This window comes from Rossellomorea sp. H136, assembly GCF_056838065.1.
In genome coordinates this window covers 2,523,869-2,535,710 of record NZ_CM166371.1, presented here as the reverse complement: position 1 = coordinate 2,535,710, position 11,842 = coordinate 2,523,869, and the positions used below count along the sequence as shown (strand labels likewise).

The following is an 11,842-nucleotide window of genomic DNA, read 5'->3' as shown; positions in this document are numbered from 1 at the left end:
TCACATATCTTCATTTTTAATTCAATTTCTGATACTAGTATCATCAGGTTTTGCTGATTCTACCTAACAACAAACCTATCCAAAAGAAGGGTTAAGGATACCAGTAAGCCCATTTTCGATTGAAGTTTGGTTTGAGCGCCCCCTATATTGCAGATGTTTTTCCTTTTAACGCTAATAAAACATAAAAATCGTTTATATCCTACTAATTATGTGTTCACAGATTTCCAACGGCGTAAGAAAAGGGTATTCGTAACAACAGACACTGAACTAAAAGCCATTGCTCCACCGGCAAGTATCGGATTCAAAAGTCCGAACGCGGCAACAGGAATTAAAAGGGCATTATATGCGAACGCCCAGAATAGGTTTTGACGGATTTTACGCATCGTCGCTTTGGAAAGACGGATGGTATCGACGATTCCCGTCAAGTCGCCTCGCATTAAAGTAACATCCGCCGCTTCAATCGCTACATCCGTTCCGGTGCCAATGGAGATACCAATGTGAGCAGCCAAAAGGGCCGGAGCATCATTAATCCCGTCTCCTACCATCGCTACAATCTTACCTTCTTTTTTCAACTTTTCCACTTCAGCAGATTTATCTTCTGGCAATACCTCGGCTAAAACTCGATTTACACCTACCTGATTAGCAATGGCTTCAGCTGTACGGCGGTTATCTCCAGGAATCATAATAACTTCAAGGTCTAGTTCCTTTAACCGTTGTATCGCCAATGCTGATGTTTCTCAATGCACATAATGGCAAATCGATGTGGATGCGAAGTAAACAACCCTCAAGGTTCTTGTTGTCTTGGTAATGTAACTGGTTTTATAAATAAAATGACAAGACAAAATAATGACTAAAAAGCCGATGATTCCTTAGCGTAGGAATCATCGGCTTATTTTATGTTGAAATTTACTTAGCGTGGGTTTTATGTCAAAATGTTGGTGGTACCCCAATCAGTAAAGAAGTTTACCTGAGAAAGCACAAAAAGGTTCTACAGCTGTCCAGCAATGTACTTGTTAGAGAGGGAGACAAAACCCCGTATTTTACTCACCAATGCACTAAATCATTGTATTCTTATAGGATTAGTATGTGGGATATTAGGTCGTTTAACTTTTTACAGTTGCGATTGGTGTCATTTCTGCAATGTACAACATTAGACGAATTGGGATGAGATATTTACGGTATCAATGGTTCAAACCAGGGGGTAAAAATGGGAAATACTTCATTTATTGCTTTATACGACAATCATCCAGATGCTGTTTTCACATTAGATTTAGAAGGAAATTTAATTGATTACAATAAATCGTTTAAAAGAATCTTTGGTAATGAAGATAAAAAACTTACCGGAAACTTCCAAAAATACTTTGATGAAAATTTCCAAGATAAAAGTAATAACTTTCAACAAGAAGCTTTAAAGGGGATTGCCAAAATTATTCAGCGACTCTTATTAATAAAAATGGTCAACATATTGCTGCAGATGTGAAATACATACCAATTTTAAACAATAACCAGCAAGTGACCGGAATTTTCGGGTTATCAAGGATAATCAGTGATCACATTCAAAGTAAAAAGAATCAAACATAAAGATAAAAGATTTGGAATTTCCGAAAAACTTTAAAAATATTTTTAATAATCCAGAAGTGGGAACTTGGTCATTCGATTTGCAAAAAAATAGCTTTTTATTGAGTCCACCGGGTATCGAGAAAGTAACAGGACGTATTCCAGCCGAAGGAGACACCACAGAAAAATTAATTTAAAATTCTGAGGTTGCTTTAAATCGTCCAAAAGTAATTGGGAAAAATAATTTCCAAATTAATTCCTCATTTATAAATTTAAATTCAAATAAAATATTAAGTTTAGAAAGAGATTTAAGAAAAGCCATTAAAGCCAACCAGTTTCTTGTCTATTTTCAACCTAGAGTAGATACAAATACGGGGAAAATGGCTCAATTATAGAGATTGAGGATTGGGTGCTAAACAGGTATGTCATTATATAAAAGAGTGGGAACAAAGGGGATCACCATTTGTTCCCATTTCAATTAACAAATCGCCTAAAGTAATTTCACGAGATGATTGGACAACAAATGTTTTTAGCGTATTAAAAGAAACAAATATTGTTCCTTCATTCTTAGAATTTGAAATTACAGAAACAGCCTTACTTCAAACTAATGATACTGTAAAGAGCGCATTTTATTTACTTCAAGAAGTTGGCATAAGGGATGCCTTAGACGATTTTGGTACTGGGTATTCATCATTAACTCATTTAAAAGAATTTCCAATATATACCATTAAAATTGATAAAACATTTGTCCAAAATATTTCAAATCATCGTGGTAATATAATCCTTAAGTCGTTTATATCCCTAACAAAAGCATTGAAAATTAGGGTTGTTGCAGAAGGCGTAGAGACAATTGAGCAACTCACCTTTTTAAAACAAGAAAGGTGTGATGAAGTGCAGGGTTACTGGTTCAGCAAACCATTACCAAAGGCAGAATTTGAAAAACTATTAAAAAAGGGGAATACTTGAACCAACAGAATTACTTAATATTACTATGGTAATTAAATATAAATAATATGATTGAATTAACCTAAAAATCCCCATTAAGTTCTCAAATGTCATTAATAACTGTTAGAGGGCAAAACGTGAAACTAAGTAAAGTGGAAGTATTAATCGAAGATATAGGTCTCGGAGGTATCAAATTCTTTTCAACTCTGGAACTCCATGTACGTCTGGATATAATTTTACAATTTAAATCAGAGATATAAAGAAGCCATTTTTATTAGTTCGAATCGTTAAATTAAAAAGACATCTACATGAATCAACTTCGAGTGTATTTACTCGTTCAAACTCTTTTAACAAAGCAGAACTCTGGGTATACTTCAGAAGAGATAAATTGGATAACCACCGATAAACATCAAGATAAATTTTAAGTGCTTCTATTAAACGAACAATCAAAAGAGTGTAAAAAATCATGAGCAGTATTTCGACAGCTATAGCAAAAGAAAGGTTTGAGGAAAACAAGATGTAATTGATGAGAAAACTGCCTCCATTTCTTTATTACAAAGGATATTAAGAATAGCATTCACTTTTGCTGCTATGATTATGACAACTTGGGAGAAGAAGGAGTTGTAGGACCGCAAACTAATCCACTCCCCTCCCCAGGGATGTACTGGTTAAAAATCTAAGGAGAGGCTGCTAATTTGGCCTATTTACAGTGCCCGCAGTGTCAGAATGTTTGTATGATTAAGGGTCGTATATGTATAGTTTGCTGCTAGATAACAATTGAGAGAATGGCCATTGAATCCTTAAAACAATGTGGATCCTACCTCGAGTTGATACGTTCCCCTCATATTAGGCAGAAAACAGAAAGCATATTAATCTGTCTATTAGAGAGGGGATTTTTTTATGATTAAAAATTCTGTTCTTGAATCCAAAATTACGATTGGGGGATTATATGTACGGCAGCATTGGAATGAACTTAAAAATGCTTAGACTTAAGAAAAGACTGACACAAAAGCATGTAGCTGAATCTACAGGGTTGTCTTTTCGCATTATAAGTTGTTATGAACGGAATATCAATTTACCAAAGAGAAGTAATTTAGAGAAGCTAGCTGAATTTTACGGGGTATTTGTTAAGAAATAGCACAAGAGGGCGTAGTGAATGTAAACTTGCTACTTTACTTGCATCAAAGTTGTATTCACCAAGAAAATTAATGTGTTCCCATCCTAACGGAGAAATATGTTTAAGTAAATCTTCTCTCAAATTCCCCTTTTCCTTCAATAATTTTGTTGCTTCTGTAAGATAAACGGTATTCCATACGCTAATAGCGTTTATTAGAATATTTAAAGCACTTGCACGTTGTAGTTGGTCTTGTATTCCTCGTTCTCTTAGCTCACCTCGTTTTCCAAAGAATAAGGCTCTTGCTAACTCAATAATACTAAAAGCCGATGATTCCTTAGCGTAGGAAAAATCGGCTTTCTTCATGTCGAAATTTGCTTAGCGTATGTTTTCCGCGTTTTGTTGGTAGGACCCCATTTTAAATAAAAACAAGGGACCGAGCATTGTGTTCGATCCCTTTTCTTAACTTCATGAATCATCATTTTCACTTTGATGACTCCTCATGTACTTCAAATATTGATTGATTAATTGGTCAAGTTCTTGACTCAATTTTAGAATGGTAGATTTTTGAAGTTCCTTATCTACGTTGAATAATTTTGTCAATTCTCCCCGTTTTACCTCAATCATATACCTCAAAAAGTAAAGAGGTACTATCGAATCACTGTATTTCTTCTCGATAACCGTTCACCTCACTGTTTTACCATTTTTACACCGAATATGCGCATTTTATCTCATAATGTTCACATTATTTTTGATTTAACTGTAGAAATATTGGAATGAATATTGTTAACTATTTCACATTTATGAGGATACCGTTACGTTTATTTAGAAGATTATTCCGCCTTCGTAATTTTTCTTCCACCTGATTTTTTCGAATGGTAGAGAAGCTTGTCTGCCCCTTCTAGTAGCTCTTCCATTTTCATTTGATGAGAATGAACTAGTCCAATTGATAAGCCTAAGTCTGGTACGAGTACCATAGTTCTGGCGGCTTCTATGAAATATATAGATAACTTACAAGACCCACCCCATGTAGCAAAATAATCAGCAGTATTACTCAATTATTTGTTTCTGTTGCGAAGCTTTTATCCGTTACGTTTAAATACAGCCATATCTATTTTTTTATCGATAAATGGTTGCTCCTTTTCCAGACCCATAGTGTGGATTGGAATCGGCATGTAACGATGAAACACCAACCTGTACGCGCATTCCATCAGAGGAAGAGGTACTTCCATCTCCCCAATAGGAAGCTAGTTTAAGCTTATGTTGAAAATTCACTAATGTCGCTTGCACGACTTATAGCATCATCGAATAAACGCCATTGCGCTGCATTAGCCATTTGATGATAGGTAACTCCTGGTGTCGCTTCTGCCATTTTAGTAAGTCCTATGTTAGTTCCCATCGCCATGAGAGCAGCCATGAGAACTCCTTTTTCCTCTCCCTTTGGTGGTCGATTGGTTGAGGCATGTATCAACATTTCGTCAAATCCTGTCCAGTGTGCTACCTCCATTAAAAGATCAGTGAGCTTTATTCTCGGCAACATATTATATAAAGACAGGCTAAAAGCTCTCGCTTCTTCGGGTATATTCTTCTCCAATCGGTCCACTCGGATCTTAGCCTTTTCGATATTTACTCCTTCTAGAGAAACAAGATTATTTGAAACCCATGTAAGGCGTTGAGCTAGTGACTTTCTTCTTTCCTCAAGATATTCATCTGCCGATGAACGAACGGCTAATTTAGTTTCCGTAAGACGAGTTGTTGTCCAATCTTCTTTAGAAACAAGATACTCTTCAAAATCTTTATGAAGTCTACTACCGACTACGGATATGTCGCCTGAACGAGTATGATTTTTCAACTCTGTTAGTGCAGCCATCGCATAATGTCGGTTAATTATTCCATCATCACCATAAACATGCTTCTTCCAACGTTTAGGAATAAAATCTACCGGTGCATCATTTGGAATTTTTCTTTTACCAGATTCATTCATTTCATTTAGCGTCTTTAAGGCTTGCAATAATGGCTTTGTACCTTGTGTAGAACGAAATTCAAAAGATTTAAGAAAAGTAGGAGTATATTTTCTTAGATAAGAAAACCGATTTCCTAACAAATCTAGATAATCGTAATCCATCGGTCGGGCTAATTTTTGGGCTTCTTCGACGGAAGAAACAATTTTATCCCACGGCATAATCATTTCAATAGCATTAAATGGATCAAGCCCTTCATTTCGTGCTTGGATAAGTGCTGCACCAATATCTGCAAAGTGTACGACTTTTTAATTCACTGCTTTTCCATTTTCTTTTTGCATTTCCTCTTGTGTTTTACGTCCTTTTGATTGCAAGATCATCATTTGGCGATCATGAATTTCAATTGCTTGGTCAATTAGATCTTGGCTTAGTGTTACTAGATAGGCGACAAGAATTGCATATTTCTTTTTTTCTTTAAACCTTCGAAATGAGTGTGGTTCATACCTTGCTCCAATACGAGATAATTGAAGTAAACGATTGGGATGGATTTGCTCTGAATTTATTTCTAATTTTAAATCTCGAATATATTCTAAGCGCTTTATTACTTTTAAAAAGGCTTCAGGTGAAGATTGGCCGGGAAGTTCTTTAAGCCATGCTAATGGGGTATTTCTATTGTCTACAAAGGGATCTATAAGTTTATCTAATTTTTGTTTTTGCCATTTAGAAAGAGTATAAGTTAATGATTTAAAAATCCTTTCCTCTGCTCGTTGACGAGTTTCCCAAACAAGCCTTTCTATAGTAGTCATACCAGGGAGAATTATTTTCTGATTTCGTAGTTCTTCTTGTGCTGTACGAAGAAGATACATTGAATTTCCATTTTGAAGGGCATGATTCAACAAAAACTGAGCTAGCTTTCGATAGTTACTTAGGGAAAAATTTTGATAACCATAAACTTGACGGATTTCTTCCATATGCTCATGTTTAGTTGGCTCTCGTTGGGCATATAAAGAAAATGTATTAGGATTAACATTTATTTGTCTAGCTATGAATTTGATTATGTAATCTGGAATAGGTCCAACATCTGAAAGGGACCATCCAGGATAGCGTAGAACACATAACTGAACAGCAAAGCCTAATCGATTATGATCTCTTCTGTGTCGTTTAATAATATCAAGGTCATATTGTGAAAATGTATAATAAGTTTCTTGTTCACTTTCGCTCATATCAGCTGGAATTTGTACAAATTCCGTTCTTTGATCTTCTGTTAGTAATTCTTTCCCTCTCATGCTACACCTCCAGGCTGGATATCGTTTTCTATTCTAAGTAACGATATAAAGTTGTTGATCCAATCCCTGTTGCCGTTTTAATGTATGGAGACAAAATGAATTTCCTATGATTCAAAATGTTCCATTAGTTCAATTAAATGTTTGGTACTCCGACTGATACGATCTAATTTATAAACAATCACCGTGTCGCCTTTACGTAAAGTTTTAAGAAGCTCATCTAACTGTGGTCGGTTTTTTTTCTTACCTGATTCTTTTTCTTCAAAAGTCTGGTCCACTCCGAAGTGAGTCAATGCATCAAGTTGTAACGATAATGATTGATCTTGTGTACTGACACGTGCATATCCAAATTTCAACAAGAATTCCCCCTTTTTAATACCTTAACTACACCAAAAAGGGGTAATAGATAGATATATTGGTAATTAGTTTTTGGTTATATTTTTGGTTATGAACTTAAGTAGTTTTCGAGGCTTTTAAAGAAGTTCTCTATTTATAACCAAAAACGGTCGTTTATGGTCACTTATCCATAACTAATGAATTAAATGACTTTTTAATTTTGTTCAACAATCGGGCCAGATTGTTGAAGAACACTAAAAGGAAAATTGTGTATTTAATTTAAATTATATAGAGAAGATTGTGAAGAAATTCACTTAAACTAACGAGCAGGTTAGTTGAAGATTGGTTCTAGGTATTGATAGACAATTGAACGAGCTGTTTCCTTGTACTAATCAAAAAATCCTCTCTAAATTCCTGTTAATTTAGGAATTTCACGAGAGGTTTTTTTATATGTTGCTCTTCGAAAAATATTTCCGAGTATCTTCACGTGTTTTTTGGGGTAAGACACGTTCAAGCTCTTCATTCAACCATGAAAGTGTTTTACTAAGCAAGTAATCACGCATTTTTTCTTCTGCTTCGAGCATAACTAAATTGATGGTGCAAGAGGAGGGAGCTGAACAACAGTTTTCTCTATACAAATAACCATTATCCTTAATATTTTTACATTGAAAAATAGGCTTAGGACCTTCAACTGCTTCTACTACATCCCAAAAGGAAATATCTTCTGGGGGCTTAGATAACCTATATCCTCCCTTCACACCAGGGACAGAACTTACAATACCAGCCTTAGATAATTTCCCAAAAACTTTTGAAAGAAATGTCTCAGAAAGTCCTTGGAATTCAGCCAAATCCTTTATCCCAACACTTTCCTTTGAAGGAACATCAATTAAATAAACCAGGCAATGTAAAGCATATTCAACTCCGACACTATATTGCATATAAACTCACCTGCTTTTGATTTTAAGGGTTACCAAATTGTATCTTAGGAGTATTTAGAGTGTTAGTCAATAAAAAGAATTATCTTTTGGGTAAATCATATTCATTTGACAAAAATAATTATAGCATATATTATTGACCATGTTAATCGTCGATTAATCTAGTCTTTAATCAGGGCATGAAATTCATTTTAAAGGAGAAATAACAATGAACAAAACACTTATCATTAACGCACATCCAAAAATAGATGATACTTCTTCAATTAGCTTGAAGGTTTTTAACTACTTTTTGAAAGCTTATAAAGAGCTAATTCCCGATAGCGAAGCAATTGAACAGATTAACCTGTACAGTAATGTAGTGCCTATGGTAGATCAAACGGTTTTAAGCGCATGGGAAAAACAACGAAAAGAAGAAGAACTAACCTTCGAAGAACAAAAAGTAACGGAGCGTATGTCCGAGATCTTGCAACAATTTAAAAGTGCAAATACGTATGTCATCGTTTTACCGTTGCATAATTTTAATATACCTTCAAAGTTAAAAGATTATATGGATAATATCATGATCGCACGTGAAACTTTTAAATATACTGAAAATGGGTCAGTGGGCCTCCTTAAAGACGGACGAAGAATGCTTGTCATACAAGCAAGTGGATCAATCTATACAAATGATGATTGGTATACAGAAGTTGAATACTCTCATAAATACCTGAAATCAATGTTCAATTTCCTTGGGATTGAAGATTATCAAATCATTCGCGCACAAGGAACTGCTTTATTAGAGCCGAATGAGGTATTAGAGAAAGCATATAAAGAAGTTGAAGAAGCTGCTTCGAGATTAGCTACGAAATAAAGAACACTTGTCCAAAGAAAGGAAATGAAAAATTAATCATTAATTTGACATTTCCTTCAATTTAACAAAAGAGGAGAGTTTGGTTTAACATGGCGAAAGTTCTATACATTACTGCTAATCCAAAATCAGTTGAAAACTCAGTTAGTCATAGAGTAGGGCAAGCTTTTCTTCAAGCTTATCGCCACTCTCATACAAATGACGAGATTAGAGAAATAAATTTATATGAAGAAGACTTTCCAGTAATAGATTACGATGTCCTTAACGGTTGGGGAAAAATGCGTAAAGACGGAATTTCCTTTTCAGAATTGAATGAAATAGAACAACAAAAAATAAATGCTTTAAATACATTTACAGACATGATAGCGAACGCTGACAAATATGTATTTGTATCTCCTATGTGGAACTGGGGAACTCCTCCACGATTAAAAGCATTTATCGATTCCTTTGTAGTGGTAGGAAAAACATTTCATTATACGGAGAATGGACCTGTTGGACATTTACAAGGTAAAAAAGCTATTCACGTTCAAGTAAGTGGTGGAATTTACTCACATGGACCTTTTGCGAAAATGGATCATAGTCATCCATATTTAAAACAAGTGCTTAATATCATAGGTATAGATGATGTGGAAGTATTGTATGTGGAAGGACATGACTTTGACAGAGATAAAGCAGATGATATTATTCGCAAAGGTATATTAGATGCAGAAAAACATGCTATGGCCTTTTAATTTGACTTCATCTTCAATTTGAATTTTTATTGAATAACCCTTTTAAGGAGTTAATTAAAATGGAACAACGAATTAATTATTACAATGTAGCACCAGAAGCACTTAAAATAATGATGGAAATGGAGAAGTATACGAAAACTACAGGTATAGACCGTAAACTTCGTGAACTTATAAAAATTCGGGCTTCTCAAATTAATGGTTGTGCATTTTGTATTAACATGCATACAGCTGATGCTAGAAAAATGGGAGAAACGGAACAACGATTATATTGTATTAGTGCTTGGAGAGAGTGCACATTTTACACAGATGCAGAAAAAGTAGCTCTTGAGTTGACAGAGTACGTGACTTTAATCCCAACAAAACGTGTGCCGGATGAGCTTTATCAACGAGTACGTGAACATTATGTCGATAAACAATATGTTGACCTTATTCTGATAATTAATCAAATCAACAGTTGGAATAGAATTTCTATTGCAATGGGAAATACAGCAACTGAAAAATAATTACTAAAAAATATAATAGTGTTCATCTCAGATTGTAGAAATAAGCATCCAAGTGATCCAGTGAACTGCCCCCTAAATGTTAGACAACAATCTAACATTTAGGGGTTTTTTTATGGCTATTTTTACAGCAGAAGATAGAATACATATTGTTTTACGGTATTTGAATGGTACCGAATCTATCCAGGAAATTGCGCGACAGGTACGGGTAAATAAAAGGATTGTGAGTGGATGGATTCGCCTTTACGAACAACAAGGTAGCGAAGCCTTTCTAAAAAACTATACAAGCTATTCAACACAGTTTAAAATGAATGTACTAAATTATATGAACGAAACGGGTACATCCTCTATTGATGCAGCTGAGATTTTCAATATTTCTTCTCCTGGAATGATTCGAAATTGGCGAACAAATTGGAAACAAGGTGGAATAGATGCCCTACAACCAATGAAAAAGGGGCGTCTATCAATGAAGAAAGAAACAAAGAAAAGTGAATCAAAGAAAGAAACACTAACACCAGTTGAAGGCACAGTAGAAGCATTACAAGCGAAAAATGAACGATTAGAAATGGAGAATGCTTACTTAAAAAAGTTGAATGCTTTAGTTCAAATGCAGGAAAAATTACAAACAAAATCAAAGCGCAAGTAATTTTTGAACTAAAGGATCAGTATGATGTCGTGGATTTAGTTGAAGTCGCTGACATTCCACGCAGTACGTATTATTATTGGGAAAAACGATTAAATCAAGCCGATAAATATGCGAATATAAAAGAAGAAATAAAAGAAATCTATCATGAACATAAAGGGCGTTATGGCTATCGCCGTATCGCGAAAGAACTAAAGAAAAAAGGTATTCATCATGACCCAAAAACTATTAATGGTTTAATGAATGAAATGGGCTTAAAATGTCTGGTGCGTATGAAGAAATATTATTCCTATAAAGGCAACGTAGGAAAAATTGCGCCAAACGTATTACAACGCGATTTTAAGGCAGAGAAAATGAATCAGAAATGGGTTACAGAAGTCACAGAATTCCACTTGTTTGGGGAGAAGCGTTATCTTTCGCCAGTACTCGATTTGTGCAATAGTGAAATCGTTGCATATACCGTTATGAAACGCCCAGTTTATAAACTCGTTGGCGATATAATAGACAAGGCGATTGAGCATCTTCAACCGGGAGATCAAGTGATTCTTCATTCTGATCAGGGCTGGCATTATCAAATGAAACGGTATCAAAAAACATTAGAACAGCACAAAATTACGCAGAGTATGTCTCGTAAAGGCAACTGTTTAGATAATGCGGTCATCGAAAATTTCTTTGGCTTATTAAAGTCTGTACTACTTTACCTGCAAGAATTTGAGAGTATCGAGCATTTTGAACAAGAATTAGTAGCATATATTGATTATTACAATCACAAACGAATGAAGGCAAAATTAAAAGATCTGAGTCCAGTAGAATACCGAACTCAGATCTTAGAAGCTGCCTAAAAATATTTGTCTAACTTTATTGGGTCAGATCACCAGTTTGGATGCATTTACGTTTTATGCTTATATAAAGCATAAAAATTCCTCTTGCAAGGTCCACCTTATCTCATTTCAGAATCTTCTATAATTCTCCAGTATGATGGCCACCTTT

At 34.9% G+C, this 11,842-nt stretch carries 12 protein-coding genes and 5 pseudogenes; 10 read left to right on the top strand and 7 right to left on the bottom strand.

Translation table 11 applies throughout. The annotated features are described in order from the left end of the window. Window positions 1-206 precede the first annotated feature (206 nt). Window positions 207-737, bottom strand: a pseudogene (locus ACYH0O_RS12805) (HAD-IC family P-type ATPase); the annotation flags it as partial. A 6-nt stretch (window positions 738-743) separates the two neighbouring features. On the opposite strand from ACYH0O_RS12805, the pseudogene ACYH0O_RS12800 reads away from it, so the two are divergent. The 6 genes and pseudogenes from ACYH0O_RS12800 to ACYH0O_RS12775 form a co-directional block, all read left to right on the top strand. Next, window positions 744-854 (top strand): annotated as a pseudogene (locus tag ACYH0O_RS12800) (bacterioferritin-associated ferredoxin); the annotation flags it as partial. A gap of 353 nt (window positions 855-1,207) precedes the next feature. Next, window positions 1,208-1,480: a PAS domain S-box protein gene (locus ACYH0O_RS12795; RefSeq protein ID WP_482629020.1), complete on the top strand. Its 273-nt coding sequence runs from the start codon at window positions 1,208-1,210 to the stop codon at window positions 1,478-1,480. A gap of 112 nt (window positions 1,481-1,592) precedes the next feature. Continuing rightward, entirely contained in the window at window positions 1,593-1,754 is a 162-nt protein-coding gene (locus tag ACYH0O_RS12790; RefSeq protein WP_482629019.1) for a hypothetical protein, read from the top strand. A gap of 208 nt (window positions 1,755-1,962) precedes the next feature. Continuing rightward, complete coding sequence (locus ACYH0O_RS12785) at window positions 1,963-2,523, top strand: EAL domain-containing protein (protein ID WP_482629018.1); 561 nt, start codon at window positions 1,963-1,965, stop codon at window positions 2,521-2,523. Window positions 2,524-3,024: 501 nt separating this feature from the next. Continuing rightward, window positions 3,025-3,129, top strand: a complete 105-nt coding sequence (locus tag ACYH0O_RS12780; RefSeq protein WP_482632562.1) for a hypothetical protein — start codon at window positions 3,025-3,027, stop codon at window positions 3,127-3,129. 322 nt (window positions 3,130-3,451) lie between these two features. Beyond that, the gene (locus tag ACYH0O_RS12775; protein WP_482629017.1) at window positions 3,452-3,640 is read left to right on the top strand and encodes a helix-turn-helix domain-containing protein; all 189 of its coding nucleotides are present in this window, start codon (window positions 3,452-3,454) and stop codon (window positions 3,638-3,640) included. On the opposite strand, the pseudogene ACYH0O_RS12770 reads toward ACYH0O_RS12775, so the two are convergent. The 6 genes and pseudogenes from ACYH0O_RS12770 to ACYH0O_RS12745 form a co-directional block, all read right to left on the bottom strand. Continuing rightward, window positions 3,605-3,925, bottom strand: a pseudogene (locus ACYH0O_RS12770) (Tn3 family transposase); the annotation flags it as partial. The gene ACYH0O_RS12775 and the pseudogene ACYH0O_RS12770 overlap by 36 nt on opposite strands. 159 nt (window positions 3,926-4,084) lie before the next feature. Continuing rightward, the gene (locus tag ACYH0O_RS12765) at window positions 4,085-4,243 is read right to left on the bottom strand and encodes an aspartyl-phosphate phosphatase Spo0E family protein (RefSeq protein ID WP_482629016.1); all 159 of its coding nucleotides are present in this window, start codon (window positions 4,241-4,243) and stop codon (window positions 4,085-4,087) included. Window positions 4,244-4,449: 206 nt separating this feature from the next. Beyond that, entirely contained in the window at window positions 4,450-4,593 is a 144-nt protein-coding gene (locus ACYH0O_RS12760; RefSeq protein WP_482629015.1) for a hypothetical protein, read from the bottom strand. Window positions 4,594-4,738: 145 nt separating this feature from the next. Next, a pseudogene (locus ACYH0O_RS12755) lies at window positions 4,739-6,863 on the bottom strand (Tn3 family transposase); the annotation flags it as partial. A 107-nt stretch (window positions 6,864-6,970) separates the two neighbouring features. Then, a pseudogene (locus ACYH0O_RS12750) lies at window positions 6,971-7,216 on the bottom strand (recombinase family protein); the annotation flags it as partial. A 426-nt stretch (window positions 7,217-7,642) separates the two neighbouring features. After that, complete coding sequence (locus ACYH0O_RS12745; protein ID WP_482629014.1) at window positions 7,643-8,134, bottom strand: RrF2 family transcriptional regulator; 492 nt, start codon at window positions 8,132-8,134, stop codon at window positions 7,643-7,645. A gap of 205 nt (window positions 8,135-8,339) precedes the next feature. Here ACYH0O_RS12745 and ACYH0O_RS12740 point away from each other — a divergent pair, with 205 nt between their 5' ends. The 4 genes from ACYH0O_RS12740 to ACYH0O_RS12725 all read left to right on the top strand — a co-directional run bounded on the left by ACYH0O_RS12740 (window position 8,340) and on the right by ACYH0O_RS12725 (window position 11,694). After that, window positions 8,340-8,981, top strand: coding sequence for an FMN-dependent NADH-azoreductase (locus ACYH0O_RS12740; RefSeq protein ID WP_482629013.1), 642 nt, complete (start codon window positions 8,340-8,342; stop codon window positions 8,979-8,981). Window positions 8,982-9,070: 89 nt separating this feature from the next. Next, window positions 9,071-9,709, top strand: a complete 639-nt coding sequence (locus ACYH0O_RS12735; protein ID WP_482629012.1) for an FMN-dependent NADH-azoreductase — start codon at window positions 9,071-9,073, stop codon at window positions 9,707-9,709. 59 nt (window positions 9,710-9,768) lie between these two features. Then, window positions 9,769-10,212, top strand: coding sequence for a carboxymuconolactone decarboxylase family protein (locus ACYH0O_RS12730; protein ID WP_482629011.1), 444 nt, complete (start codon window positions 9,769-9,771; stop codon window positions 10,210-10,212). Window positions 10,213-10,324: 112 nt separating this feature from the next. Beyond that, window positions 10,325-11,694, top strand: a protein-coding gene (locus tag ACYH0O_RS12725; RefSeq protein WP_482629010.1) for an IS3 family transposase whose coding sequence is annotated in 2 segments (ribosomal slippage) — window positions 10,325-10,790 and window positions 10,790-11,694 — 1,371 coding nt in all. Because the reading frame shifts where the segments join, the coding sequence is not laid out codon by codon here. Window positions 11,695-11,842: the final 148 nt, after the last annotated feature.